The organism is Acidimangrovimonas sediminis (genome assembly GCF_002871005.1).
GTDB classification, from domain to species: Bacteria; Pseudomonadota; Alphaproteobacteria; order Rhodobacterales; family Rhodobacteraceae; genus Acidimangrovimonas; species Acidimangrovimonas sediminis.
Window position 1 is genome coordinate 64,930 of the sequence record NZ_PHSN01000012.1, and the last position, 25,889, is coordinate 90,818.

21 protein-coding genes are annotated in these 25,889 nt (G+C 68.1%); 9 read left to right on the top strand and 12 right to left on the bottom strand.

All coding sequences use genetic code 11. From position 1 onward, the window contains the following. The gene (locus tag CVV76_RS11440) at nucleotides 1-1,512 is read right to left on the bottom strand and encodes a glycerol-3-phosphate dehydrogenase (protein ID WP_102224782.1); all 1,512 of its coding nucleotides are present in this window, start codon (nucleotides 1,510-1,512) and stop codon (nucleotides 1-3) included. After that, nucleotides 1,509-3,083: an FGGY-family carbohydrate kinase gene (locus CVV76_RS11445; protein ID WP_102224783.1), complete on the bottom strand. Its 1,575-nt coding sequence runs from the start codon at nucleotides 3,081-3,083 to the stop codon at nucleotides 1,509-1,511. The genes CVV76_RS11440 and CVV76_RS11445 overlap by 4 nt, the downstream gene beginning before the upstream one ends. Before the next feature lie 470 nt (nucleotides 3,084-3,553). Here CVV76_RS11445 and CVV76_RS11450 point away from each other — a divergent pair, with 470 nt between their 5' ends. The 4 genes from CVV76_RS11450 to CVV76_RS11465 all read left to right on the top strand — a co-directional run bounded on the left by CVV76_RS11450 (nucleotide 3,554) and on the right by CVV76_RS11465 (nucleotide 7,926). Further along, nucleotides 3,554-4,246, top strand: coding sequence for a DUF2291 family protein (locus CVV76_RS11450; protein WP_199178579.1), 693 nt, complete (start codon nucleotides 3,554-3,556; stop codon nucleotides 4,244-4,246). Further along, complete coding sequence (locus CVV76_RS11455) at nucleotides 4,243-5,796, top strand: sugar ABC transporter ATP-binding protein (protein WP_233192820.1); 1,554 nt, start codon at nucleotides 4,243-4,245, stop codon at nucleotides 5,794-5,796. The genes CVV76_RS11450 and CVV76_RS11455 overlap by 4 nt, the downstream gene beginning before the upstream one ends. A gap of 24 nt (nucleotides 5,797-5,820) precedes the next feature. Beyond that, nucleotides 5,821-6,870 (top strand): ABC transporter permease, encoded by a 1,050-nt coding sequence (locus tag CVV76_RS11460; RefSeq protein WP_199178580.1) that lies wholly within the window; start codon nucleotides 5,821-5,823, stop codon nucleotides 6,868-6,870. 96 nt (nucleotides 6,871-6,966) lie between these two features. Continuing rightward, a complete protein-coding gene (locus CVV76_RS11465; RefSeq protein WP_102224785.1) occupies nucleotides 6,967-7,926 on the top strand; it encodes a D-ribose ABC transporter substrate-binding protein in 960 nt (319 codons plus the stop codon). Between the two features lie 95 nt (nucleotides 7,927-8,021). Here CVV76_RS11465 and CVV76_RS11470 read toward each other — a convergent pair whose 3' ends face one another. The 5 genes from CVV76_RS11470 to CVV76_RS11490 all read right to left on the bottom strand — a co-directional run bounded on the left by CVV76_RS11470 (nucleotide 8,022) and on the right by CVV76_RS11490 (nucleotide 12,626). After that, a complete protein-coding gene (locus CVV76_RS11470) occupies nucleotides 8,022-9,293 on the bottom strand; it encodes a TRAP transporter large permease (protein ID WP_102224973.1) in 1,272 nt (423 codons plus the stop codon). Between the two features lie 10 nt (nucleotides 9,294-9,303). Beyond that, nucleotides 9,304-9,774, bottom strand: coding sequence for a TRAP transporter small permease (locus CVV76_RS11475; protein ID WP_102224786.1), 471 nt, complete (start codon nucleotides 9,772-9,774; stop codon nucleotides 9,304-9,306). A gap of 72 nt (nucleotides 9,775-9,846) precedes the next feature. After that, nucleotides 9,847-10,833, bottom strand: coding sequence for a C4-dicarboxylate TRAP transporter substrate-binding protein (locus CVV76_RS11480; protein WP_102224787.1), 987 nt, complete (start codon nucleotides 10,831-10,833; stop codon nucleotides 9,847-9,849). Between the two features lie 13 nt (nucleotides 10,834-10,846). Then, the gene (locus tag CVV76_RS11485; protein ID WP_102224788.1) at nucleotides 10,847-11,587 is read right to left on the bottom strand and encodes a FadR/GntR family transcriptional regulator; all 741 of its coding nucleotides are present in this window, start codon (nucleotides 11,585-11,587) and stop codon (nucleotides 10,847-10,849) included. A 145-nt stretch (nucleotides 11,588-11,732) separates the two neighbouring features. Then, nucleotides 11,733-12,626, bottom strand: coding sequence for a GntR family transcriptional regulator (locus CVV76_RS11490; protein ID WP_102224789.1), 894 nt, complete (start codon nucleotides 12,624-12,626; stop codon nucleotides 11,733-11,735). A gap of 122 nt (nucleotides 12,627-12,748) precedes the next feature. Here CVV76_RS11490 and CVV76_RS11495 point away from each other — a divergent pair, with 122 nt between their 5' ends. From CVV76_RS11495 to CVV76_RS11510, 4 genes are read left to right on the top strand one after another with little or no spacing between them, the layout of a single operon-like run. Then, nucleotides 12,749-13,747, top strand: a complete 999-nt coding sequence (locus tag CVV76_RS11495; protein ID WP_102224974.1) for a zinc-binding alcohol dehydrogenase family protein — start codon at nucleotides 12,749-12,751, stop codon at nucleotides 13,745-13,747. A 3-nt stretch (nucleotides 13,748-13,750) separates the two neighbouring features. Continuing rightward, entirely contained in the window at nucleotides 13,751-14,854 is a 1,104-nt protein-coding gene (locus CVV76_RS11500; protein WP_102224790.1) for a mannitol dehydrogenase family protein, read from the top strand. A 4-nt stretch (nucleotides 14,855-14,858) separates the two neighbouring features. Further along, on the top strand, nucleotides 14,859-16,355 hold the full coding sequence (locus CVV76_RS11505) for a UxaA family hydrolase (RefSeq protein WP_102224791.1): 1,497 nt from the start codon (nucleotides 14,859-14,861) through the stop codon (nucleotides 16,353-16,355). Then, entirely contained in the window at nucleotides 16,352-17,245 is an 894-nt protein-coding gene (locus tag CVV76_RS11510) for a sugar kinase (protein ID WP_102224792.1), read from the top strand. Before CVV76_RS11505 ends, CVV76_RS11510 begins: the two co-directional genes overlap by 4 nt. Nucleotides 17,246-17,323: 78 nt before the next feature. Here the strand turns inward: CVV76_RS11510 and ftsH are convergent, their stop codons facing one another. After that, nucleotides 17,324-19,270, bottom strand: coding sequence for an ATP-dependent zinc metalloprotease FtsH (gene ftsH / locus CVV76_RS11515; RefSeq protein ID WP_233192821.1), 1,947 nt, complete (start codon nucleotides 19,268-19,270; stop codon nucleotides 17,324-17,326). A gap of 98 nt (nucleotides 19,271-19,368) precedes the next feature. On the opposite strand from ftsH, the gene CVV76_RS11520 reads away from it, so the two are divergent. After that, nucleotides 19,369-20,946, top strand: coding sequence for a Na/Pi cotransporter family protein (locus CVV76_RS11520; protein ID WP_102224793.1), 1,578 nt, complete (start codon nucleotides 19,369-19,371; stop codon nucleotides 20,944-20,946). 56 nt (nucleotides 20,947-21,002) lie between these two features. Here the strand turns inward: CVV76_RS11520 and CVV76_RS11525 are convergent, their stop codons facing one another. From CVV76_RS11525 to CVV76_RS11540, 4 genes are all read right to left on the bottom strand, one after another. Continuing rightward, a complete protein-coding gene (locus CVV76_RS11525) occupies nucleotides 21,003-22,085 on the bottom strand; it encodes an alpha/beta hydrolase family protein (protein WP_158243141.1) in 1,083 nt (360 codons plus the stop codon). Nucleotides 22,086-22,505: 420 nt separating this feature from the next. Then, nucleotides 22,506-24,011, bottom strand: coding sequence for an ABC transporter substrate-binding protein (locus tag CVV76_RS11530; protein WP_102224795.1), 1,506 nt, complete (start codon nucleotides 24,009-24,011; stop codon nucleotides 22,506-22,508). Nucleotides 24,012-24,033: 22 nt separating this feature from the next. Beyond that, nucleotides 24,034-24,882 (bottom strand): ABC transporter permease, encoded by an 849-nt coding sequence (locus tag CVV76_RS11535; RefSeq protein ID WP_102224796.1) that lies wholly within the window; start codon nucleotides 24,880-24,882, stop codon nucleotides 24,034-24,036. Beyond that, the gene (locus CVV76_RS11540; protein WP_102224797.1) at nucleotides 24,879-25,823 is read right to left on the bottom strand and encodes an ABC transporter permease; all 945 of its coding nucleotides are present in this window, start codon (nucleotides 25,821-25,823) and stop codon (nucleotides 24,879-24,881) included. Before CVV76_RS11540 ends, CVV76_RS11535 begins: the two co-directional genes overlap by 4 nt. Between the last annotated feature and the right edge of the window lie 66 nt (nucleotides 25,824-25,889).

Genomic DNA, 25,889 nt, shown 5'->3' on the forward strand with positions numbered 1-25,889 from the left:
CTATGCCGCCTCCGCCAGCGTCTCGTCGAACCAGCGGGTGAAAGCGTCGCGCTCCGCCTCGGTCAGGTGCAGGTAATGCTTGGTCCGGCGCCACAGCACATCCGCCGCCGTCTGCGCCCATTCATGCGCCATAAGATACCGCGCCTCGGCCTCGTAAAGATCGCCGCCGAAATGCCGACCCAACCCGTCGAGCGCGGTCGCCCCCGCCACCACCTGCCCGATCCGCGTGCCGTAAAGCCGCCCGTAATGGCGGCGCAGGCTGCGCGGCATCCAGGGATACTCCTGCTTCAGCGTGTTGCGGAACGTCTCGTAATCCGCGCCGGGCATGTCGCCGCCGGGCAGCGGCGCGTCGCCGGTCCAGTCCTTGCCCATGGCGGGGAAGAACCGGTCAAGCTTGTGCATCCCGCGCTCGGCCAGTTCGCGGAAGGTGGTGATCTTGCCGCCGAAGATGTTCAGAAGCGGCGCGCCCCCGGTCTCGTCCACGTCGAACACGTAGTCGCGGGTCACGGCAGAGGGGTTGCCCTGCCCGTCATCGAACAGCGGCCGCACCCCGGAGAAGGTGGTCAGCACATCCTCGCGCGTGAGCTTTTCCTTGAAATAGCGGTTCACGGCGTCGATCAGGTACTGCACCTCGGACGCATCGGCGGTCACGTCCTCGGCCCGGCCCTCATAGGCGATGTCGGTGGTGCCGATCAGCGCCTTGTCCCGCTCATAGGGGTTGATGAAGATCACCCGCTTGTCGTGGTTCTGCACCAGATAGGCGTTCTCGCCCTTCCAGAACTTCGGCACGATGATGTGGCTGCCCTTCACGAGCCGCACGTTGCGCGACGAATTCGACCCCGCTACCCGCGTCACCACGTCGGTGACCCACGGCCCGGCGGCGTTCACCAGCACCTTCGCCTCGAACTCCCGCACCTCGCCGGTCTGTGTGTTCTTCGTGGTCACCCGCCACACGCCGTCCTCGCGCCTGGCACCAGTACAGGGGGACCGCGTCAGCACGATCGCGCCGCGCTCCGCCGCGTCCACAGCGTTCAGGACGACAAGCCGTGCGTCATCCACCCAGCAGTCGGAATATTCGAACCCCTTCGGATACTTGTCGAGGATCGCCGCCCCCTCGGGATCGCGGCGCAGGTCCAGCGTGCGCGTGCCGGGAAGCTTCTTGCGCCCGCCGAGGTGGTCGTAAAGGAACAGCCCCAGCCGCACCAGCCATGCGGGTCGGTCCTCGGGCGAATGCGGCAGGACAAAGCGCATCGGCCAGATGATGTGCGGCGCGTTGCGCATCAGCACCTCGCGCTCGATCAGCGCCTCGCGCACCAGCCGGAATTCGTAATATTCCAGATAGCGCAGGCCCCCGTGCACCAGCTTCCCCGACCGCGACGATGTTCCCTCGGCCAGGTCGTCCTTTTCGCAAAGCACCACGCTGAGGCCGCGACCCGCGGCATCGCGCGCGATCCCCGCGCCGTTGATGCCGCCGCCGATGACGAAGAGGTCGACCTTGGTGAGTTCCGTCATGATCTGTCTCCCTGAGCGGCGCGCCGGGCGGACATCCCGCCCCAGACAGGGGCGAGCGCCTCGCGCGCGGCGCGGTAAGAGGTAAAGAGGCCGTCGTAGACCGGCACGAGCGTCGGCTCCGGCGCCTCGGGCGGCCCCAGAAGCGGGGTGGTCCAGTCGGCGATGCAGGCCTCCATGTCCGGGTAGGCGCCGATCGCCACCGCCGCCATCATGGCGCAGCCGGCGGCGCCGGCCTCCTCGCGCGCGGACACCCGAACAGGGGTATCCAGCGCCGCCGCCAGCACGCCACGCAGCGCGGCGGAGCGCGCCGCACCTCCGGTCAGGCGCAGCTCCTCCGGCATCACGCCCATCGCGGCGTAGCAATCGCGCGCGGCCATCCCGAGCCCCTCGATCACGGCGCGGATCACGTCGGGGAAGCGGTGCCCCGCGCTCAGCCCGATCAGGCTGGCGCGCGCGGCGGCATCGACGAAGGGCCCGCGCTCGCCCGCGTCGGCGATATAGGGGTGATAGACCAGCGCCCCCGGGGTCGACCGCGCCATCCAGCCGTCGATCCTTTCCACAAGGGCTGCGTGACTGGTAGCACAGCCCGCATCGGCCAGCAGATCGCCCGCAAGGTCGAGCGCCCAGTCGAGGTTCAGCGTGGCCGCCATGTTGGTCTGCACCTGGGTCACCAGGTCCGGCACCGGCAGGCAGATGACGTAACCGGTGCCCTCGGCGTTCAGATGCACCTTGTCAGAGGTCACGGCGCGCATGTGCACCCCGGTCGATCCCACGGTGGAACAGGCCGCGCCGGCGTCGCCGGTATGCACCCCGGCGCCAAGGGCGGTCATCACCATGTCGACGTAGCCGAGGCTGACCGGCGTACCTTCACGCAGGCCGGTCTCGGACGCCGCGCGCGCGGTCAGGGGATGCGTCTCGCGGCTGCCGTCAAGAATGGGGGGAAGAAGTCCGCGCCGTGCCGTCAGCCCCAGCGCCGCGATCACCGTGTCGCTGTAGCGCCGGGTTCGGAAATCGCCGAAGGTAAAGCTTGCCTCCGACGGATCGGTCGCCCGCACCCCGGTCAGGTTGAGATAGAGCCAGTCCTTGCAATGCAGCGCCACCTCGGCACGGTCCAGCATCTCGGGGCAATGCAGGTCCATATGTGCAAGCTGCGCGCCCTGCTGGCAGGTGTTGAGGCCGGTTCCCGTCGCCTCGAACCGCGCCCGCTCCTCCGCGCCGGCACCCAGCCGTGCGACCGTCGGCGCCGCCCGGGCGTCGAGCCACAGCCACGCGTCGCCCACGGGGGCGTTCCCCGCGCCCACCAGCCATGTGCCGTCGCCCTGCCCCGTCAGCGCCACCGCGGCGACGCGGCCGGCCAGGCCCGGCACCTTGTCGGCCAGCCCGCGCAGCGCCTGGGCGCAATCGGCCCAGGTCTGGGCCAGCGACTGGGTCGCCGCGCCGTCGGCGCGCTGCGCATAGACATTGCGCACGGCGCTGGCCGCCACCTGCCGCCCGCCAAGATCGAAGGCCACCGCCTTGATCACGGACGTGCCGGCGTCGACACCGATGATCAGATCGCCCGCCTCAGCCACGGGATCCCCCGCGTCCTGCAACGCCCGCCGACGGCCGAACCCTGCGGCCCTGTTTCATGGTCACCTCCCTCGCCGAGACCACACCCCCTCCCGGGGTGCCACGGCACCCCGGCCGTGCCAGGGTGCTGCATCTCTCGATCGCTGATTAGCACAGAAATCTGCGGGCGTATGTAATTTTTTGCAGACAGCGTAATTTATTTCATCTATGGTTTGAGCAAGCCAGATGCCGTTGCGACGGCGGGCTGCGTGGCGGTCGCGCAAGGAAATTGAGGAGTTTCCAGACCGGCACGAGGGAGGAGGACGCGCGATTTCAATATCTTGCCTGCTGATTCCCCGTGTGACGCAGCTGCCGCCGACTCGCATGGCCGCCGCTCGTGAGGCCCGCCTGACCTGTCGGGCGGCCCGCCGGGTGGCATGACGAGGAGATCGGCGGACCCCGCGTCCGCAACAGTGAAGGGAGCACGATCGCCATGAGCACGAGCCAGAGCGCCACGCCGGGCACCGCAGCCGGTGCCGGCAATCGCACCGGCCATCGCACGGGGCGGCGCATGGGCCGCGGCGTCGTCATCGGGGCCGTTGTCGTCGTCATCGTCGCGGCGATCGCGCTCGACACCAAGGTGGTGCGCGTCGGCTCCAAGGAGGACACGCGGCAGGCGGCCTTCGATCCCGACAGCTTCGGCACGAAGGAATTCCCGAAGATCCAGGCGCTGGCGGAAAAGAACGCCCCCGATGCGGCGACGCTGGCCAAGGCGCTGGCCTCGGACAAGGCCGCAGCGGTGAAGAAATACGGCACGCAGGCCGGCGCCTTCCCAATCCTTCCGGTGAAGCTTTCGGGCACCGTGGGCAAGGGCACGTCGGGGATCTACGAGGTCACGGTGCCGGACATGCCCGACGGCGTGAAGATCCGGGTGCAGACCGGTCCCGCGATCAACGGCACCAGCCTGCGCGACTATCCCGGCACCATCGCGTTCGGCGATTTCAAGAACCAGATCCAGTACCAGAACGCGGGCGCGGGCATCAACCGCGCCATGTCGGCGGCCACTCTCAAGGGTCTCGATCGCAAGGATCTGCAGGGCAAGACGCTGAACGTCACCGGCGTCTTCACCCTGATCAACCCGAAGAACTGGCTGGTGACCCCCGTCAAGCTGGAGGTCGCCAAGTGACCACGCAGGTGACTGACGAGACGCCGCACGGCATCCCCGACGACCCCGAGATCGTCCTTGCTGCGCGCAACGTCGCGAAATCCTTTGGCGCGGTTCAGGCCCTCAAGGGCGTGAATTTCGACATCCGCCGCGGCCAGGTCACCACGCTCTTCGGTGAGAATGGCGCGGGCAAGTCGACGCTGATGAAGATCCTGTCCGGCGTGCAGCGCCCGACCACGGGAGAGCTGATCCTCGAGGGGCGCCCGGTCGAGATCAACACCACCGTCGAGGCGCGCGATCTGGGCATCTCGATCATCCACCAGGAACTGTCGCTCGCCCCCAACATGAACGTGCGCGACAACATCTTCATGGGGCGCGAGATCCGCGGCCCCGGCGGCGTGAACTTTGCCGAGGAAGAGCGCCAGACCCGCGCGCTGATGAAGGAGCTGGAAGAGGACATCGACCCGCTGACGAAGGTCGAGGACCTGCGTCTCGGCCAGCAGCAGATCGTCGAGATCGCGCGCGCCCTGTCGGTGAATTCGCGCATCCTGATCATGGACGAGCCCACCTCGGCGCTGTCGGCCTCGGAGGTCGAGGTGCTGTTCAAGGTGATCAACGACCTGAAGACCAAGGGCGTGTCGCTGGTCTACATCTCGCATCACCTCGAAGAGGCGCTGACCATCACCGACCACGCCGTGGTGCTGCGCGATGGCGTCATGACCGCCTACGCCCCGCGCAACGAGATCGACCTGGAATGGATCGTGCGCAACATGGTGGGCGAGAATTTCGACCTGGGCTCACCGCCGACCGGCCACGAGATGGGCGCCCCCGCGCTGGAGCTGAAGGGGCTGACCGTGCCCGCCACCGCCAGCGCCGGGAATGCCGTGGACGGCCTCGACCTGACCGTCCGCGCGGGCGAGGTTGTCTGCATCTACGGCTTGATGGGCGCGGGGCGGACCGAGACGATGGAATGCGTGGCGGGACGGCTCAACGCCACGAAGGGCGAGATCCTGCTGCACGGACAGGAGGTCAGCCACCTGTCGATCGCCGAGCGCATCGCCGCGGGTCTTGTCCTCGTGCCCGAGGACCGGCAGCGCGACGGGCTGGTACAGACGATGACCGTGGGGCGCAACCTGTCGCTGGCCTCGATCGGGAACTTCACCAAGGGGTTCCTCACGAACCTGCGGGCCGAGGCCGGGATCATCGACCGCTCGATCCGCGAGGTCACGGTCAAGACCGACGGCCCGGGTGCCGCGATCGGGTCGCTGTCGGGCGGCAACCAGCAGAAGGTGGTGATCGGCAAGATGCTGGCCACGAAGCCATCGGTCATCCTGCTCGACGAACCGTCACGCGGGATCGACATCGGCGCCAAGGCCGAGGTCTTCCGCATCCTCGCCGATCACGCGAAGGATGGGATGGCGGTGGTCTATTCCACCTCGGAGGTCGGCGAATGCCTTGCCATCGCGCACCGCATCATCGTGATGCGGCGCGGCAAGATCGCCGCAGAATTCACCCACGACGTCACCAAGGAAGCAATCATGGCCGCCTCGGGCGAAAGCCTCGTTGCCTGAGACATGAGCCAGGGAGTCACATCCATGTCCAACACAAGCGCCGTCACCGGAGCACGCAAGAGCGGGGGCAAGGGCAGCTTCAGCCTGATCCAGCTGCTGCTGGAGGGGCGCGCCTTCTTCGCGCTGATCGCGATCATCGTGATCTTCTCCTTCCTGTCGCCGAACTATTTCAAGCTGTCGAACTTCCTGACCATGTCGAACCACGTGGCGATCTACGGCCTGCTGGCGATCGGCATGCTGCTGGTCATCCTGACGGGGGGGATCGACCTGTCGGTGGGGTCCGTGCTGGGCCTCTGCGGCGTCTTCGCGGGGTTCCTCATGCAGGGGATCGAGATCCCGGCAGCGGGCGTGATCCTCTACCCGCCCGTCTGGGCCGTGGTGGTGCTGACCATGGCGCTTGGGGCCTTCGTGGGGTTCGTCAACGGCGCGCTGGTCGCCTGGTTCAAGGTGCCTGCCTTCGTGGCGACGCTGGGATCGCTCTACGTCGCGCGGGGTGTCGCGCTCCTGATGACCAACGGGCTGACGTTCAACAACCTTGCGGGGGACCCGGCGCTGGGGAACACGGGCTTCGACTGGCTGGGGTTCAACCGCCTCTTCGGTGTGCCGATCGGGGTGATCGTGCTGGCGGTCGTGGCACTGCTGACCGGGCTGACGCTGATGCGCAGCTCCTTCGGGCGCTGGCTTTACGCCGCGGGCGGCAACCCCCGCGCGGCAGAGCTTTCGGGCGTGCCGGTCAAGCGGGTGCAGATCTCGGTCTACGTGCTGTCGGGTATCTGCGCCGCGATCGCGGGCATCGTGCTCAGCTCCCAGCTCACCTCGGCCGGGCCGACGGCGGGCACCACCTACGAACTGACGGCGATCGCCGCGGTCGTGGTCGGTGGCGCGTCGCTGATGGGCGGGCGCGGCACGGTGAACGGCACCCTTCTGGGCGCCTTCGTCATCGGCTTTCTCGCCGACGGCCTCGTCATCATCGGGATCAGCTCCTACTGGCAGACCGTCTTTACCGGCGCGGTGATCGTTCTCGCCGTGATGCTGAACTCGATCCAATACGGCGGCCAGGGCAAGCGCTCCTGACCCGCCGACCGCCATTTCGCGCCAGGGGGAAGAGGAGACCCCCACGCGAAAACACTGCCGAAAACGGCAACCATACAAGTAACTAGGGAGACACTCATGACCAACTTCACCCGGCGCGGCCTGCTCGCAGCCTCCGCCGCCCTGCCCCTCCTGTCGTCGCGCATGGCCTGGGCCGCCGGCGACAAGGGCCTGATCTCGATCATCGTCAACGACCCGGCCAACCCCTACTGGTTCACCGAGGGCGCCGTCGCCAAGAAGACCGCCGAGAGCCTCGGCTATTCCGCCAACGTCTCGGCCCACAAGGGCGACACCAACGTCGAATCGAACCTCGTCGACGCGGCCATCACCAACGGCGCCAAGGCGATCATCCTTGACCCCGCGAACGCCAACGGCTCGGTCGGCGTGGTCAAGAAGGCGACGCAGGCGGGCATCCCCGTGTTCTGCGTCAACGCCGAGATCAACACCCGCGGCATCGCCAAGGCGCAGCTGGTGTCGAACAACGCCCAGGGCGCGGCCATCGGCGCGGTGAAGTGGGTCGAGCTGGTGGGCGACAAGGCCGAGTACGTCGAGCTGGTCGGCAACCCGGCCGACAACAACGCGGCCACCCGTTCGAACGGCTACAAGACGGTGCTGAGCCAGTACCCCGACCTCAAGCTGGTGGCGAGCCAGGTGGCCAACTGGGACCGCACCCAGGGCTACAACAAGATGCAGTCGATCCTCCAGGCGCACCCGACGATCAACGCCGTGATCTCGGGCAACGACGAGATGGCGCTTGGCGCGATCGCGGCGCTGAAAGAGGCGAACCGCATGAAGGGCGTGATCGTCGGCGGCTTCGACGGCTCGCCCGACGCGGTCGACGCGATCAAGAAGGGCGAACTGGCCTATACCGTGCTGCAACCCGTCGCGATCTTCTCGAAGGCGGCGGTGGAGCAGGCCGATTACTTCATCAAGAACAACAAGACCAAGGTGGACACGGAAAAGCAGCTCTTCGACTGCACGCTGATCACCAAGGACAACGTGGGCAACTATTCGGCGCCCTTCACCCTGTCGAGCTGACGACGGGCAAAGGCCGGCCCGGGGGCGCATCCCCGGGCCGGCCCCGACCCCGGGGATGCGCCTTGTCGTTCAGCCGGGCGCCTCGGCGACCGGTCCTACAGCAGCGCCAGCGACAGGGCCGGCACGAAGGTCACCACCAGAAGCGCGGCAAGCAGCGCCACCATGAAGGGCCAGCCCTCGCGCATGAACTCGCCGAACGGGGTGCGGGTCAGGTTGCAGACCATGAGCATCACCGTTCCGACCGGTGGCGTCAGCGTCCCGATCGCGAGGTTGAGGATCATCACGATGCCGAAATGCACCGGGTCGATCCCCAGCTGCATCACCACCGGCTTGAGCAGCGGCACAAGGATGATCAGAAGCGCGTTGCCCTCGATGAACATCCCCAGGATCAGCAGCGCCACGTTCACGATCAGCAGGAACAGCCACGGATCCGTGGTCATCGAGGTGATGAACACCGCCAGCGACTGCCCCGCCCGCTCCAGCGAGAAGATCCAGGCCAGCGCCGAGGACATCATGATGACCAGAAGCACCGCCGCGGTCTGCCGCGCGGTCTGGCTGAAGGCGTCGGCCAGCTGCGCCACCTTCATCTCGCGGTAGACGAACATGCCGATGACGATGGTGGCCACGGTGGCGATCGCGCCCGCCTCGGTCGGGGTGAAGACGCCGAAGCGGATGCCGCCGATGATCACCACGATCAGCAGGATCGCAGGCCAGGCCTGCCAGACGGTGCGACCGGTCTCTGCCGCGCTCGGTCGGGCGACGCGCGACGGGCGGTAGCCCTTCTTGCGCGCGACCAGATAGACCGCGACCAGCAGGAACAGCGCGCAGAGCAGCCCGGGCAGGATGCCCGCCACGAACATCTTGCCGATCGAGACGTCGGCCACCAGCCCATAGATGATCAGCGCGATGCCCGGCGGCAGGATCGGGGTGATCAGCGACGAGGCCGCGGTAATCGCCGCCGCGGTGCCACGCGAATAGCCCTGGCGGATCATGTCGGGCACCAGCATCCGGCACATCATCGCCGCATCCGCGAGGTTCGAGGCCGAAAGCCCGCCCATCAGCGTCGACAGCATGACGTTGGTGTGGCCCAGCCCCCCTGTCAGACGCCCGACAAGCAGGTCGGCCACGCGCAGCAGCCGCGCCGCGATCCCGGTGGAGCCCAGAAGCGTGCCCAGTAGGATGAAGAACGGGATCGCCAGGAGCGAACTGTTCTGCGTCGGCGCCATCAGCCGCTGCACCGCAAGCTGCAACGGCAGGTGCGAGAAGAAGACGAAGTAGCACAGCACCGCTGCGAACATCGCAAGGTAGATCCGCATGTTCAGGGCGAACAGCGCGAACATCAGGGGGATGATCAGGAACCAGTCCATCATCGGTCTCTTACTCCTCGATCCCTGCGGGCCGGCCGCTCAGCCGCCTTGCCAGGCGCAGCAGGATCACGATGGCGATGCCCGCCGCCCCCACGGTCACGGCGATGTCGAGCCAGAACCACGAGATCTTCAGGATCTGCGTGCGCTTGAACGCGGCGACCTCGGCCAGCTGGTAGCCCAGCCAGGCCATCCAGCCCAGCAGGCCGACCGACGCGAAACCGACCACGATCTCGAGCGCGCCGCGCAGCCGGCCGCGCAACGCGTTGGTCACCACGTCGATATGCAGGTGCGCGTCCTCCATCTCGCAGGCGATCGCGCCGATGAACACGATCCAGATCATCAGCAGGCCCGACATCTCTTCGGTCCATTGCAACGGCGCGCCCAGAACATAGCGGGCGATCACGGCCGCGACCGTGATCACCACGAGCACAAGGACGATGAGACCGCCCAACAGGTTGAGCGCCTGAAAGAGGCGTTTCATCGCGTCACTCCCGGGGGAAACAGATGGGAAAAGGGCGCGCGCCACGAAGGGCCGCGCGCCCGCGAACAGGCCTCAGCCCTTCAGCTGGTCCTGGATCTTCTTGTAGAGGCCCGGCGTCCAGTCGGGGAACTCGGTATAGACCTTCTTGGCCGCTTCCTTGAACGGCGCAAGGTCGGGATAGGTCACCTCGACCCCGTCGGCCTTCATCTTCTCGAGGATCTTCTTGTCCTCGTCCTTGGCGACCTTCTGGCTGTACTGGCCGGCCTTGAAGCCGGTGTCGTGCAGCATCTTCACGGTCGCCGGGTCCAGCGTCTGGAAGTAGGCCTGACCGCCGAGCCAGAGCGAGGTGTTCTGCAGGTAGGAAATCATCGACAGCTGCTTGGCCTGTTCCTGCAGCTTCTGGCCGTAAAGCACCGACAGCGGGTTCTCGACCCCGTCGATCGTGCCCTGCGCCAGCGCGGCATAGACGTCGCCCAGCGGCATCGGGGTGGGCGTGCCGCCCATCGCCTCGATCGCGCGGATCTGCATGATGTTGTTCGGCGTGCGGATCTTCATCCCCTTCAGGTCGGCCGGGGTCGAGACCTTCTTGGTCGCAAGCAGCTGGCGCGTGCCGTAAAGGTAGTTCGAAATGACGATGTGGATGCCCTTCTGCTGGAGCTCCTTCTCCTTCTTCTTGAACCAGTCGGACTGATAGATCTTGAACAGGTCCTCGACGTTGTCGGTCAGGTAGGGCCCGAACAGGATGCCGAGATCCGGGTCGTAGTCGGTCAGGAAGCCGACGTCGGCGATGGTGATGACGTTGACGCCCATCGTCGCCTGTTCGATCACGTCCTTCTTCGCGCCAAGCTGCGAGGACGGGTAAAGCTCCAGCTCGACCGAACCGTCAGAAGCCTTCTGAACCAGGTCGGCCCAGTATTTCATGACCGTGTCGACCGGCTCGCCGGGGTTGTTCTCATAGGCCACGCGCACGGTGGTCTTGGCCGCGGCGATCGCCGGCGCGGCAAGGGTCGCGGCGGCCGCGGCGCTGGTGGCAAGCAGAGTTCTGCGGGAAATATTCATGGGTCTCCTCCCGTTACACGGATTTGTTGAGCTGTGGTTGCGGATGGCCAACCGGCCAGAGCGACAGCGGCCCGCCCGGCATGTCGCGCAGGCTCACCCAGGCGGTGAGAACCTCGCTCGAATGCTGGAAGTGGCTGCCCATCGCCTCGGCCAGGGCGTCGGGGTCGCGCGCGGTCAGCGCGGAAACGATCCGCAGGTGCTGGCGGTGCGCGGTTTCGGTATTGGCGTTCTGCGACTTGCCGACCTCGAGGTAATAGCGCAGCGGCGTCTCGAGGACGCGGTACATGTGGCTGAGCACGCTGTTGCCGGCGGCGTCGACCAGCCCGAGGTGGAAATCGTAATCGGCCCGCGCCGCGTCCGAGACGGTCAGCGCCTGCATCATCCGGTCGTTCGCCGCGGCGAGGGTGGCCAGGTGATCGTCGGTCACGTGGCAGACCATCAGCGGCACGGCGCCGGTCTCGCTCAGGCGGCGGAAGTTGAGGACGTCGGTGAAGGTGCGGGGCGAGGTATCGAAAAACGGCACCAGCTCGCTGAACATGACCTGGAAATCCGGCACGCGCACCCGCGCGCCGCGCTTGGTCTTCTCGATCAGCATCAGCGCCTCGAGGTGGATCATCACCTCGCGAACCGTGTTGCGCGACACCTCGAAACGGTCCGCCAGCTCACGCTCGTTGGGCAACAGGTCCCCCGGCTTCAGCTGCTCGGCGATCTCGCGTCGCAATATCGTGCGGATTTCCTCGACCGTGGTCTTCACGCCTGGTCCTCCCACCTGGGCAAAGTTTGGTTGGACCAATCAACCAATCATGCCCGGGAAAATCAATGCGATTTTTCCGGGCAGGCGCCGAAGTTCGGCGTTCCGTGGGGTCACGGGCCGATCGGCAGAGGGCTGGAAGGCGGGGTCAGTCCCACTGGGCCGAGGCAAGGAGCGTGGTCCGCGCGGTCGCCAGATGCGCCTCGAAAGCCCTGCGTGCCTTGACCTTGTCCCCGGTCAGCAGGGCACGGATGATCTCCAGATGCTCGGCGATGGCGGCCCGGTTGCGGCTGGCCTCATCACGTTTGTTCCAGCGGTAATGGTAGTGCACCACGAGCGCGATTTGCTGCGCGAATCCGTTGACGAATCGGTTCTGCGCGCCGTCGCAGATCAGCCGATGAAACGCCGCATCCAGCGCCGGGAACCGGTTCATCTGCGAATCACCCAGAGCGTAGAGCGCGATATGACGGCGCTCCATCTCGGCCAGTTGGCGCATCTCCGGCCCGTCGGGCGGCACCTTGAGCAGACGCGCGAATGCGTGCCGTTCAACCAGAAGGCGCATCTCGAACATCTCTTCGGCGAAACTGCGGGTGAAGCCGGCGAAAAGCCACCCCTTTCCGCTGGTCCCGCTGAACAACCCGAGCGGGGCGAAGCGGATCATCAACTCGTGCACCAGCGGCAGCGGGGCGCCAATGCGGCGCGCGATCTCGCTCTCCTTCAGGGTCGATCCGGGCGGCAGATCGGTGCGCAGGATCCATTCGAGGAACGCACGCTCGGCCTGTTCGAGCGGCGCGACCACCTCCGAGTCCTTGAAGAAGTCCTCGGGCCGCGGCGGGCGAAGCAGGCACTTTTCACGCCCCTCCCATGTGATCATGCCCGTGTCGCGCAGATGCTCCAGCACACTGCGCACCGTCGTCCGGCTGGCCCCAAGCACCTCGGCCAACTGGGCCTCGGTCCCCAGAAGGTCGCCGGGCGCGAGCCCCGAGAACCGCTCGAGCGCGGCGTTCACCGTCCGTTTGAAGCGTTGATTGCTGCGCGACATCACCCTTCCTCACGCCACGGGAACGCGATGGACACAAATTAGGGGCTTGGAACTTGGTGGACAATGTTTTTTATCTTTGAAAGACCAAATGAGGCGACTCGGCCCAGTCGATGGAGGATGAGATGACGCGGACCCTGATGAAGGCGCTGCTCTGCGAGGAACCCGGCAAGCTCAGCGTGGTCGAACGCCCACGCCCCGAGGCGAAACCCGGGCACGTGCGCCTTTCGGTGCGCGCGATCGGGATCTGCGGCACCGATTACCACATCTTCGGGGGCAACCAGCCCTATCTCGACTATCCCCGCGTGATGGGGCACGAGCTTTCGGCCACCGCGATGGAGCCGTCCGAGGATGGCCGCATCAAGGAAGGCGACCTTGTCGTGGTGAATCCCTACCTGACCTGCGGCACCTGCCACGCCTGCCGGATCGGCAAGCCGAACTGCTGCGAGAACATCGCCGTGCTGGGCGTCCATACCGACGGCGGCATGTGCGAGGAGATCGTGGTGCCGCAGGGCAACCTCTACCCCGCCGGCGATCTCGCGCCCAAGGCCGCGGCGATGGTCGAATTTCTGGCCATCGGCGCGCATGGTGTGCGCCGCTCGGGGCTGACCGAGGGGTCCGACGCGCTGATCGTCGGCGCCGGTCCGATCGGGGTGGGCGCCGCGCTCTTCGCCCGCATCGCCGGCGCGAACGTCACGCTGCGCGACACCTCGCCCGACCGGCTGGCGCTGGCCAAGGCGATCGTGCCCGAGGCCACGATCGAAGAGGTCTCGCAGGCCGGGACCGGCGCCTACGACACGGTGTTCGACGCGACCGGCAACATCAACGCGATGAACACGGGGCTGAACGCGGTGGCGCATGGCGGCAACTACGTCCTGCTGTCAGTGGTGAAGGGCGATCTGACCCTTGCCGACCCCGAATTCCACAAGCGCGAGGCGACGCTTCTGGCCAGCCGCAACGCGCTCAAGGTGGACTTCGAGCACGTGATGGACTGCATGGCCCGCGGGCTGGTGCCGATCGACCGGCTCGGCACCCACAGCACCACGCTGGACGGCGCGGTGCAGGATCTCGCAGCCTGGGCAGGCGACCGGGGCACCGTGGTCAAGGCCGTGATCGGGCTCTGAGCGATGGCCGCCCCCCGCACCCCTATCGTCCAGTTCGGCACCTCGCGCTTCCTGCAGGCCCATGCCGATCTGTTCCTGTCAGAGGGCAGCCCCCGGCGCGCAATCACCGTCGTGCAAAGTTCGGGCGATCCGGCGCGGGCGGGGCGGCTGGCGGCGCTGGCGGCGCCGGGCGGCTACCCGGTGCGGATCCGCGGAATCGAGAACGGCCGGGTCGTCGACGAGGAACGCCGCGTGACCAGCGTCGCGCGCACCCTCTCGACCGCCTCCGACTGGGCCGAACTGTCGCGGGTCGTCACCGACGAGGCCGAGGCGATCCTGTCGAACACCGGCGACAGCGGGTATGAACCGCGCCCCGCCGACACCGACGCCGCGCCCTCGCAGGGGCAAAGCTATCCGGCCAAGCTTTACCACCTGCTGGCGGCAAGGCAGCGTGCGGGGCGCGACCCGCTCACCATTTTCCCGATGGAGCTGGTGCCCGACAATGGCACCGTGCTGAGGACCCGGGTGCTGGAGATCGCGGCCGCGCAAGGCGCGGGTCCCGCGCTGACCGGCTGGCTGCAACGCTGCCTCTGGGTCAACAGCCTGGTGGACCGCATCGTCTCCGAGCCGATCGACCCGGTGGGCGCGGTGGCCGAGCCCTACGCGCTCTGGGCGATCGAGGCGCAGCCGGGGCTTGCGGCCCCTGTGGATCACCCCGCGGTGCAGGTCGTCGCGCGGCTGGAAACGATCGAACGTCTGAAACTGCACATCCTGAACCTCGGCCATACCGCGCTTGCCGCGTTCTGGCGCGAGGGGGGCGCGGCCCCGGGCGCCATCGTGCGCGACCTCGTTGCCGGACCCGAGGGCGACCGGCTGCGCGCCGTGATGGAGGCCGAGGTGATGCCCGGTTTCGCCGCGCGCGGCATGGAGGACATGGCCCGCGCCTACCTGGCCACGACGCTTGAGCGGTTCGCCAATCCCTTCCTCGATCACCGCATCGCCGACATCGCCCAGAACCACCCCCAGAAGATCGAACGCCGGATCGCGGCCTTCCTGACCTGGGTGCGCGACGTGGCCCCCGGCCACCCTGCCCCGGTCCTCGACGCGATCGTCGCGAAAGGAGCGTAAGCGCATGTCCAAGCCATCCCTGATGATCCTCGACCCGTCCGATACGGTCGCGGTCGCGCTGTCCGACATGGCCGCGGGCGAGACCCGCGACGGCCTGACCGCGCTGGAGGCGATCCCGCGCGGGCACAAGATCGCCCGCCGTGCCATGAAGGCGGGCGAACCGGTGGTGAAATACGGACAGATCATGGCGGTCGCCTCGGCCGACATCGCCCTGGGTGCCCATGTCCACGTGCAGAACTGCGCCCTGCCGGAAGGGCATTCCGATCAGGCCGCGATCAAGGGGGATCGCCCCGCGGCCCCGACCCGCACCACCTTCATGGGCTTCGCGCGCCCCGACGGGCGGGTCGGCACCCGCAACTTCATCGGGGTGATCGCCTCGGTCAACTGTTCCACCACCGTCTGCGATGCGATCGCGGCCGAGGCGAACCGGACCCTGCTGCCGAAATATCCCAACATCGACGGCTTCGCCCCGATCGTGCACGATCAGGGCTGCGGCATGGCGAACCAGGGCGAGGGCTTCGATGCGCTGGTGCGCACGCTCAAGGGATACCGCGACCATCCCAATTTCGGCGGCGTGCTGATCGTCGGGCTTGGATGCGAGGTCAACCAGCTCACGCTCTACAAGCCCACCGACTGGACCCGCGAGCGGTTCAAGACGTTCAACATCCAGGAGGTCGGCGGATCGCGCTCGGCGGTGAAGCGGGCGCTGGAACTGCTCGATCCGATCGCCGCGCTGGCCAATGGCGACACGCGCAGCGAACAGCCGGTGTCGAAGCTGGTCCTGGGGATGCAATGCGGCGGCTCCGATGGCTTTTCGGGGATCACCGCAAATCCCGCGCTCGGCGTGGCTTCGGACATGCTGGTCGCGGCGGGCGGCACCTCGATCCTGTCGGAAACGCCCGAGATCTTCGGCGCCGAGCACCTGCTGATCGCCCGTGCCGAACCCGAGACCGGCGCGCGCATCGCCGCGATGATCGACTGGTGGCGCGACTATGCCGCGCGCAACGGCGCCTCGCTCGACAACAACCCGAGCCCCGGCAACAAGAAGGGCGGCCTGACCACTATCCTCGAGAAATCTCTGGGCGCGGTGGCCAAGGGCGGGCTGTCGCCGGTGTCGGGCGCCTATGCCTATGCCGAGGCGATCGACCGGCCCGGCTTCGTCTACATGGACAGCCCCGGATACGACCCGGTCGCGGCGACCGGGCAGGTCGCGTCCGGCGCCAACCTGATCGCCTTCACCACCGGCCGCGGGTCGTGCTTCGGCGCCAAGCCCACCCCCTCGATCAAGCTTGCCTCGAACAGCGACCTCGCGCGTTCCATGCCCGAGGATATCGATCTCGACTGCGGCGGCGTGGTCGAGGCGGGCACACCGCTGGCCGAGATGGGGCAGCGGATCTACGACCTTCTGCTCGACGTGGCTTCGGGCCGGCACACCGCCTCCGAGGAATTCGGCTACGGCGACAACGAATTCGTGCCGTGGAAGATCGGGGCGGTGCTGTGACCGGCGGCCTTCTCGCCATCGGCGAATGCATGATCGAGCTGTCGGGCGGCGAGAATGCGCTTTACCGGCAGGGGTTTGCCGGCGACACGCTGAACACCGCGTGGCACGCGCGGCGGCACCTGCCCGACGGGATTCCGGTGGGCTACTTCACCGCCCTCGGCACCGATACGATGTCGGCCCGGATGCGGGAGTTCCTGAATGCCGGGGGTATCGGCACCGACCGCATCGTGACCGTGGCCGACCGCCGGCCCGGCCTCTACATGATCGAGCAGAAGGACGGCGACCGCCATTTCACCTACTGGCGCGACCGCTCCGCCGCCCGCCTGATGGCCGAGGACGAGGACGTCCTGCGCGCCGCCTTCGCGGGTCAGGCGATGCTCTATTTCTCGGGCATCACGCTGGCGATCCTGTCGTCCGACGCGCGCGCGCGGCTGCACGCGGCGCTCGGGGCCGCGAAGGCGGAGGGGGCGCGGCTGGCCTTCGATCCGAACATCCGCCCGGCGCTCTGGGAAGACGCGGCGGTGATGCGGCGGGTGATCGAGGGCGCCGCAGCGCTGAGCGATATCGTCCTGCCCAGCTTCGACGACGAGGCGGTGCATTTCGGCGACGCGGATCCGCAGGCCACCTGCCGCCGCTATGCCGCAGCGGGCGCGGCCGAGATCGTGGTCAAGGACGGGCCGAAGCCCGTAACCCTCTGGCAGGAGGGCGAGATCGCCATATTCGACGTGCCGCCGCTGGCCCGGGTGGTGGATGCGACCGGCGCGGGCGACGGCTTCAACGGCGGCTACCTCGCGGCGCGGATGTCGGGCGTTGCCGCGTCCGGGGCGGTCGCGCAGGCGACCCGGGTCTCGGCCGGGGTGCTGGGCCACCACGGCGCGATCCCGTCCTGAGACACCCCACGCGGCGCGCGGGTTGCGGTAACGCGCACCCGCTCCTGCGGCACCTGACAGGCCTGCCCCGGCAATGCCTCAGGGGCGCGACCGGTCCACGGTGTCGACGGCCGGCAGCTTCAGCGGGCTGACCTTGCCGCCGGAGCCGAGGCAGGCGGCGATCTGGTCCGCCTCGAGGATCTCGTGGCGTTCCAGTTCCTGCACTAGGTGCAGCACCTGCGGGCGGTGATCGGCGATGATCCGCGCGGCCGTCGCGTCGGCCTCCTTCAGCAGCGCGATCACCGCCGCATCGACCCGGGCGGCGGTGCCGTCGGCATGGGCGCGGGGCTGGGCGATGGATTGGCCGAGGAAGGGGTGATCTTCGCTCTGACGGAGGTCGATCGGGCCAAGGCCCTCATCCATGCCCCAGCGCGCCACCATCGAACGCGCCAATGCCGTCGCGCGCTTGATGTCGTCGTCGGCACCGGAACTGACCGTACCGGTCAGCGCCTTCTCGGCCGCGCGACCCGCCAGCAGGATGACGAGCTGGCCGTGCAGATAATCCTCGGCCAGGGTGTGGCGCTCCTCCGTCTCCAGCATGTGTGTACCGCCAAGGGCCCGACCGCGCGGGATGATCGTCACCTTGTAAAGCGGATCTGCCCCCGGCGTGTAGAAGGCCGCGGCGGTATGGCCCGCCTCGTGCACCGCAAGGCGATGCTTCTCGTCGGGCTGGATCGCAAGGGTGCGGACCGTGCCCATCATCACCTTGTCGCGGGCCTCCTCGAGGTCTGCCGCGGTGACGGTCGCGGCATCGCGCCGCGCCGCCGCGATCGCGGCTTCGTTCAGCAGGTTCTTCAGATCCGCGCCGGAAAACCCCGGCGTTCCGGCCGCGATCGTGTCGAGGTCGGCGGGATCGCCGATCGGCAGCTTGCGGGCATGAATGCCCAGGATCGCCCGCCTTGCCGTCTTGTCGGGCAGGTTCAGCTCGACATGCCGGTCGAACCGGCCCGGACGCAGGAGCGCGGGATCGAGCACGTCGGGGCGGTTGGTCGCGGCCAGCACCACCACGGCGGCCTTGTCGTCGAAACCGTCGAGTTCGGCGAGGATCTGGTTGAGCGTCTGCTCGCGCTCGTCATGCCCGCCGCCAAGGCCGGTGCCCCGGGTCCGGCCGATGCTGTCGAGCTCGTCGATGAAGACGACGGAGGGGGCGGCCTTGCGCGCCGCCTCGAACATCCGCCGCACCCGGCCCGCGCCGACCCCCACGAAGACCTCGATGAACTCCGACCCCGAGGTCGAGAAGAAGGGCACGTCGGCCTCTCCCGCCAGCGCCTTGGCCAGAAGCGTCTTGCCGGTGCCGGGCGGGCCCATCAGAAGCACGCCGTGCGGAACCTCGGCGCCCACCTTGTGGAACCTCTCGGGCTCGCGCAGGAACTCGACCAGCTCGGCGACCTCCTTCTTGGCCTGGTCCTGCCCCGCAACGTCGTCGAATGTGATGCGGCTCTTCTGTTCGGTGGGCTTCGAGAACCGGCCACGGAACAGCTCTCCCATCCCGCCGGGGCCCAAGCCCCCGCCCATCTGGCCAAGCATCCGGCGCTGAAACCAGATGTAGAAGCCGATCAGCACGATCCACGGCAGCAGAAAGGCCAGGTACGAGGTGCCCGAGGGCGCCCGGGCCGTGATCGTCACGTTCTTCTGTTCCAGCAGTGGCAACAGCTCGGGGTCGCCCTGCTCGGGCGTCACGGCACGATAGGCGGTGGGGGCCTCGCCCGCCGTGCTTCCGCCAGCCGGGGCGGGCGCGGCCCCGGAGGCGTCGCGCGGCGTCACGGTGATGCTGTGGTCGGACAGTTCGGCCGCGCCGACCGTGCCTTGCCGGATCATCTGCTTGACCTGGCTGTAGGGCACCGTCTGCACCCCCCCCGATCCGGAGGGCACCATGAGAAGCGCGGCCAGGACCCCGATCATGACCAGCCAGAGCAGGTTGAAGGGGCTGGTCCAGAACGGCGGCTGATCGTCGGATCCCGGGGCGGGGGGCTTGGGCTGGGTCATGGGATGTCCTTTCGCCCGGCCACCATGGCCCGAAACCGCGCGCAGGTCGTTGACATGGGTCAAGGGCGCGCGCGGCCGGGTCGGCGAATACTCGCCCCATGATCATGGGCGCGATTCACGCCCTCGGTGGGGTCGGGTTGTTCCTTCTGGGGATGATCTGGCTGACCGAGGGGCTTCAGGCCCTGGCGGGGCGCACGCTTCGCCGGGCGCTTGCGCGTTTCACCGGCACGCCGCTGAGCGGGGCGATCACCGGCGCGGCCGCGACGGCGCTGGTGCAATCGTCGAGCGCGAGCACCGTCACCGCCGTGGGCTTCGTCAGCGCGGGGCTGCTGAGCTTTCCACAAGCCCTCGGCATCATCTTCGGCGCCAACGTAGGCACCACGATCACCGGCTGGCTTGCCGCGATCCTGGGCTTCAAGCTCGACCTCGGGCAGATCACCCTGCCGCTCGTCTTCGTCGGCGCGCTTGCCCGCCTCTTCGGCGGCGCGCGGTTGCAGATGGCCGGCACCGCCCTGGCCGGGTTCGCGCTTATCTTCCTTGGCATCGACGTGCTGAAATCGGGGCTTTCGGGCCTCGAAGGGGTGCTGACCCCCGCCAGTTTTCCGCATGACACCCTGACGGGACGGCTGGGGCTGATCCTCGCCGGGACCTGCATCACACTGATCACCCAATCCTCCAGCGCCGGGGTGACAACCGCGCTGGCCCTGGTCGGCGCCGGGGTGATCAACCTGCCACAGGCGATGGCGCTGGTGATCGGCATGGACGTGGGCACCACCGGAACGGCCGCGCTGGCGACGCTGGGTGGATCGACCGCGGCGCGGCGCACCGGGTTGTCGCACGTGATCTACAACTGCCTGACAGGCGTGATGGCCTTCCTGCTGCTCGGTCCGGCGGGCAGCCTCGCCGGGCCGGGGGGCCTGCATCTCGACAGCCAGATCGCCCTTGTCGCGTTCCACTCGGGGTTCAACCTTCTCGGGGTCGTGCTAATCCTGCCGTTCGCCGGCGCCTTTGCCCATCTCGTGATGCTGATCGTGCCGGAACGCGGGCTGACGCTGACCCGCCGGCTGGGCCGCGAGATGCTGGGCGATCCCCGCGCGGCCACAGATGCCGCGATCGCCACCCTCGCGGCGATCGCCGAGGCGCAGTCCGGCCTGTTGTCCCGGCGCCTGCACCGCCCCGACGCCCCGCGCGAGGACCGGGACGCCCTGCGCACCATCCGCGCCGCCCTCTCGGAGCTCGACAGTTTCGTCGAGGAGATCCCCCGCCCCGGCGCCGGGGCGGCCGAAAGCGCCCGCCTCGCCTCCGTCCTGCACGGGATCGACCACAGCCGGCGGCTGCACTTCCGCCTGCTGCAGCAAGACCGCATCGCCACCCTGTCCGCCGACAGGCATCTGCGCCGGTTCGCCGGGCTGCTGGCCGCGCTGTCGGCGGAGGCCGGGGCCGCGCACGACCCGGCAATGCAGGAGCGCCGCTTCAACCGGGTCAGGCGGCTGCTGAGGAAATACCGCGAAAGCTATCGCAGCCGCATCGTGACCGACGCCACCGAGGGCCGGATCCCGGCGGATGAGCTTGGCCAGCGGCTCGATGCCGTGCGCTGGCTTCACCGCGTCACCTATCACCTCTGGCGGATCGAGCATCACCTGGCCCTCGCCACCCCCGATCCTGGCCCGGCCTAGGAATGCGCGCGCCCGGATGGCCCGTGGACGGATCTGCAAGCGGGGCGGGGGCCGGTTCAGGGGGCGGGGGCCGGCCCCGGCGCACCGATGCCGGTCGACCGCAGAAACGGCAGTACCTCGCGCCGCCAGACCTCGCCATGGAAGAGCGAGAAGTGCCCGGCCTCCGGCACCACCAGGCCGTGCCGCGCACCCGCGGGCAAGGCAGGGCAGAGCGCCTGCGCCGCCACGGTCTGGCCCGGCGCCGCGATGTCGTCGGCGCCGCCCTCTACCGTCGTCAGGACCGTGCGGCGGATCACGCCGGGGTCGATCGTCCGGCCCTCGAACGTCAGTGCCCCGCGCGGCAACAGGCGGCGCAGGAAGACGGCGTCGATGTTCTCGGCGAAATGGCGGGCGTCGACATCCATGATCGAGGTGTAGAGGTCGAGGAAGGGAAAACGCGCCGGGTCGGCCCCGTCGTCGCGCGCAAGCTTGCGCGCGAGTTCCGTATCCGCCTCGAGCTGACGGCCGAGGTAGGCGTGCAGCGCCGCAAGCTGGGTGGTGGCGGGATAGACCCAGCGGCCCTGTCCCGCCGGGCCGGGCGGGACCGTCGCGGTCGGCACGATATCGTACCAGTAGCGGCTGTGTGCCCGGATCAGGTCGACCACCGCCGTCGGGTTCGCCAGCGGGTCGATCGGGGCGGCGACCAGGCTCAGCGCGGCGGGGGCGGCTTCGTCTCGACCCCCGGCGGCGGCAAGATCGGCCACCGCCGCAAGCGCCGGCACACCGGCCTGGCACAGCGCCACGACCGAGACCCCCGGACCAAGCGCCACGATCGCGCGCCGGATCGCGGCGATGTTGTCGCCAAGGCCGAAGGTTCCCGCCGCGAGCGGAACGTGCCGGACGTTGGCCCAGTCGATCACGGCGACCGGCGCCTCCTCCAGGAACCCCAGCACCATGTCGCGCAGAAGCACCGGGAAATGCCCCGACAGCGGCGGCACGATCAGCACCGGCGCCCCCCGCGCACCGCCGGCGGGGCGAAACAGCCGCAGCCGGTAGAAGGGCGTCCCGTCCAGCTCGGTACGGCCGACTCCGGGCGCAAGCCGGAACCCCCGGTACTCGGGCTGCTCGGCCCCCCTGTAAAGGCAGGACGGCGGGTCCATTCCTGTCTCCTTCGCCAGTCTCCTTCGCCAGGCAAGGTACAGGGCCGGGACGACCGCGCCCACCCAGCCATCGCGCAAGGGTCGCGCGGCCCGCGGCCCCCCGGCATTGACCGCTGTCAACATGGCTTGCGCGGGTGGCATCGGCTGCAAGGGCAACAGGCTCCGGCCGACCCGTTGCGCGCCGTCAATTCGCCGGCGCCGCGCCTGTGGCATCAAGGGGGTCCACCGGGGTCGCGAACATCCATTCGTGCAGCTCATCCCCAGGGCGATGGGGTCGCATCCCGGAAACAAGGCGCCGCCTCAGCCTGCCGCCAGCGATGGCGAAGGCATCGAGGTGGCGCCTCCACGCCGTATTCTCGCTTCACGCGGAATGGAGAGGGCGCCGGCGAGGCGCGATGCGCGGCCCGTCGGCGCCCGTGATCAGGCAGGTTTCGCGAATTGCAGCCGCAGCGCGCCGTCCGGATATTGCATCCAGTCGACCGAAGCCTCGGAGGCCTGAAGCGTCTCCGGGAAGGCCACGAAGAGCATCGGCGCCCCGTCGACGATCTCCTTCTGCGCCTGGTCGTATAGCTTGGCACGCGCAGATTGGTCGGTCTCGGTCCGGGCCTTCTTCAGCAGGCCGTCGACGGTGTCGTTCTTCCAGCCGGCAAAGTTGTTCGGCCCGTCCGTGGTGAAGTAGTTGTACATGTTGCCATCCGGGTCGGAGCGGCCCGACCACGGCGACATGCACAGATCGAACGTGCGCTTGCGCAGCACGGTGATCAGGCTGGTCGCGTCGATCTGGTTGATCTTCACCTGGAACCCCGCCGCATTCGCCTGCGCCTGCAGGATCTGCGCGATACGGACGTATATGGGGGAGTTGGTCACCGTGATCTCGACCGGCACCGGCGTGGTGATGCCCGCCTTTTTCAGCGCCGCCTTGGCCCCCGCGGGGTCGTTGCGCGGCGCCTTCAGTGCGGCGTCGAAAGCCCAACCGATCGACGGCGGGATCGGCCCGAAGGCAGGCGAGGCGCTTCCGAAATAGGCCGCTTTCACGATGGTCTCGGGGTCGATCGCCATCGAGAAGGCGCGTCGCACCTCGGGCTTGTCGAAGGGTGCAGCGGTGGTGTTGAAGGAAAACGCGTTGAAGCCGAGGCCCGCCATCTTCTTCAGCGTCAACTTGCTGTCGCCCTGCACCTGCTTGGCCAGCTGCGGCGCGACACCGTCGATCAGCTGCACCGTGCCCGACCGCAGGTTGTTGAGGCGCACCGTCTCGTCCGGGATCGGGTGGAAGACGACGCGCTTGAACGCCGGCGCCCCGCGCCAGTATCCGTCGAACGCCTCGAGGACCAGCTCCGAGTTCTTGGTCCAGCTGACCACTTTGTAGGGCCCCGCACCGACCGCCTGGGTAGCGAAATCCGCGCCCAGCTTCTCCACCGCCGCCGGCGACACCATCATGCCCGCCCGGTTCGACAGGACCTGAAGGAACGGCGCATAAGGGGCCGAGAGCTTGATCGTCACCTCCTTCTCACCGGTGATGTCGACGCTCTTGACCGGGCCCAGCTCGCTTGCGCGCGGAGATCCGGTCTTGGGGTCCATGTAGCGGGTGAAGTTGGCCTTCACCGCCTTGGCATCGACCGGCGTCCCGTCATGGAAGGTCAGCCCGTCGCGCAGTGTCATGACATAGGTCGTCTCGTCCACGCTCTTGAACTGCGCAAGGCCGGGCTGGGCCTCGAGCTTGGGGGTGACATGCACCAGCGGCTCGAAGATGTTGTATTGCACGGCAACCTCGAAGAACGAGGCCATCAGCGCCGGATCCAGCGTCACCGGGTCCGAGATCACCGCGATGTCGAGCGTGTCGGTCGCGGCGGCATAGCTGGCCCGCAGCCCGAGGCCGGAAAGCCCCCCGAGTGCCGCACCCGCGGCAAGGAATGAACGTCTTTTCATTGTCTACCCTGTTGTTTGTGTTTCAGTCGCTTCTTGGGTCGAGGGCATCGCGCATGGCATCGCCAAGCAGGTTGAAACCCATGACCGTGAGGAAGATCGCCATTCCCGGGAACCAGGCGAGGCTGGGCGCGAGCGAAAGGAAGCCGATCGCGTCGTGCAGCATCGTGCCCCAGGTCGCAGTCGGCGGCTGCGCCCCTAGGCCCAGGAACGACAGGTAGGATTCGGTGATGATCGCCGCGGCGAACAAGAGCGAGCCCTGCACCACCAGCGGCGTCGCGATGTTGGGCAGCACGGTGCGGGTCAGGATATGCACCGCCCCGAAGCCGAGAGCGCGCTTCGCCTCGACAAAGTCGAGGCTGATGACGACGAGCGTCTGTGCCCGGGCGATCCGCGCGAAGACCGGCAGGTTGACCACCGCGATCGCCAGGATCGCGTTGCCGAGGCTTGGCCCGAGGACCGCCGTGATCCCAAGTGCCAGAAGGATGCTCGGGAAGGCGAAGACGATGTCCATCGCCCGCATGATCGCCCCGTCCACCCAGCCGCCGGCATAACCTGCCACGCTGCCCAGAAGCGCGCCCCCGATCAACGAGACGGCAACGCTGACCGTCCCGATCAGCAGCGACACCCGCGCGCCGTAAAGCACCCGGGTCAGAACGTCGCGGCCAAGGTCGTCGGTGCCGAACGGATGCGCCAGCGTGGGCCCCGAGAGCATCGCGCCGAAGTCCGGCTGTACCGGCGTGTAGGGGGTGAGCCAGGGCGCAAAGATTGCCGCGAACACGGCGATCGCGACCAGTACGAACCCGACCAGCGCGCGGGGCCTGCGTCCAAGGCGGCGAAGCCTGCCCGGCGGGTTGACCGCCACGGTGCTCATGACCGCCTCAGGCGCGGATCGACCAGCGCATAGACCATGTCGGTCAGGAGGTTCACCAGCACGAAGAGCGCCGCCGTCAGCAGCACCGCGCCCTGCACCACCGGGTAGTCGCGGGCAAAGATCGCATCGACCGTCAGCTTGCCGATTCCGGGCCAGGAAAACACCGTCTCGGTGATCACCACTCCGCCCAGAAGCTGGCCGAACTGAATTCCCAGCAGGGTGATGATCGGGATCTGCGCGTTGCCGAAGGCGTGGCGCCAGATCACCTGCCGCCGGGGCAGGCCCTTGGCCCGCGCGGTCCGGACGAAATCAGCACCGAGCACGTCCAGCATCGCAGATCGCGTCATCCGCATCACCGAGGCCGCCAGCGCCGTACCCAGCGTGATCGCCGGCAGGATGATGTGGGCAAGGAAGCCGCTGAAATCCGTCGAGGGCGCGACGTATCCCGAGGCCGGCAGCAGCGGCAGGTAGATCGTGAAGCCCAGGATCAGCAGGACGCCGATCCAGAAGCTGGGCATCGACAGCCCGAACAGGGCCAGTAGTGAAGCCCCGAAGTCCGCCGGCCCATCGCGTCGCGTCGCGGCCACCACGCCCGCCGGGATCGCGATGATCAGCGACACCGCGGTCGCCGCCAGCGAGAGCCACAGCGTCGGCACCAGCGCCCCCAGCAGCATCGGAAGTACCGCCTGGCCACTCTGGATCGACTGACCGAAGTCGCCGGTGAGCAGGTGACGCAGCCAGACAAGATATTGCATCGGCAAGGGGGCGTTGAGCGCGAAATGCGCGCGCAGCGCGTCGATCGCGCTCTGGCTGCCTTCCATCCCCAAGAGCGCCACCACAGGATCGCCGGGGATCAGCCGCACGAGCAGGAAGACCACGACCGACACCCCGAAGAGGATCGGGACGAGACTGGCAATCCGGTAGAGGAGATACCTTTTCACGCGCCCTCCGTCGGGCCGTCGTCGGGGTCTTTCTGACGGCAAATTTAATATTGAACCGGTTCAACA

Bases quoted from the DNA above. Each gene is read 5' to 3' on its own strand.
- CVV76_RS11530 (WP_102224795.1), bottom strand. From the start codon at position 24,011: ATGAAAAGACGTTCATTCCTTGCCGCGGGTGCGGCACTCGGGGGGCTT.
- CVV76_RS11465 (WP_102224785.1), top strand. From the start codon at position 6,967: ATGACCAACTTCACCCGGCGCGGCCTGCTCGCAGCCTCCGCCGCCCTG.
- CVV76_RS11490 (WP_102224789.1), bottom strand. From the start codon at position 12,626: ATGTCGCGCAGCAATCAACGCTTCAAACGGACGGTGAACGCCGCGCTC.
- CVV76_RS11535 (WP_102224796.1), bottom strand. From the start codon at position 24,882: ATGAGCACCGTGGCGGTCAACCCGCCGGGCAGGCTTCGCCGCCTTGGA.
- CVV76_RS11460 (WP_199178580.1), top strand. From the start codon at position 5,821: ATGTCCAACACAAGCGCCGTCACCGGAGCACGCAAGAGCGGGGGCAAG.
- CVV76_RS11495 (WP_102224974.1), top strand. From the start codon at position 12,749: ATGACGCGGACCCTGATGAAGGCGCTGCTCTGCGAGGAACCCGGCAAG.
- CVV76_RS11525 (WP_158243141.1), bottom strand. From the start codon at position 22,085: ATGGACCCGCCGTCCTGCCTTTACAGGGGGGCCGAGCAGCCCGAGTAC.
- CVV76_RS11440 (WP_102224782.1), bottom strand. From the start codon at position 1,512: ATGACGGAACTCACCAAGGTCGACCTCTTCGTCATCGGCGGCGGCATC.
- CVV76_RS11505 (WP_102224791.1), top strand. From the start codon at position 14,859: ATGTCCAAGCCATCCCTGATGATCCTCGACCCGTCCGATACGGTCGCG.
- CVV76_RS11480 (WP_102224787.1), bottom strand. From the start codon at position 10,833: ATGAATATTTCCCGCAGAACTCTGCTTGCCACCAGCGCCGCGGCCGCC.
- CVV76_RS11475 (WP_102224786.1), bottom strand. From the start codon at position 9,774: ATGAAACGCCTCTTTCAGGCGCTCAACCTGTTGGGCGGTCTCATCGTC.
- CVV76_RS11500 (WP_102224790.1), top strand. From the start codon at position 13,751: ATGGCCGCCCCCCGCACCCCTATCGTCCAGTTCGGCACCTCGCGCTTC.
- CVV76_RS11520 (WP_102224793.1), top strand. From the start codon at position 19,369: ATGATCATGGGCGCGATTCACGCCCTCGGTGGGGTCGGGTTGTTCCTT.
- ftsH (WP_233192821.1), bottom strand. From the start codon at position 19,270: ATGACCCAGCCCAAGCCCCCCGCCCCGGGATCCGACGATCAGCCGCCG.
- CVV76_RS11470 (WP_102224973.1), bottom strand. From the start codon at position 9,293: ATGGACTGGTTCCTGATCATCCCCCTGATGTTCGCGCTGTTCGCCCTG.
- CVV76_RS11450 (WP_199178579.1), top strand. From the start codon at position 3,554: ATGAGCACGAGCCAGAGCGCCACGCCGGGCACCGCAGCCGGTGCCGGC.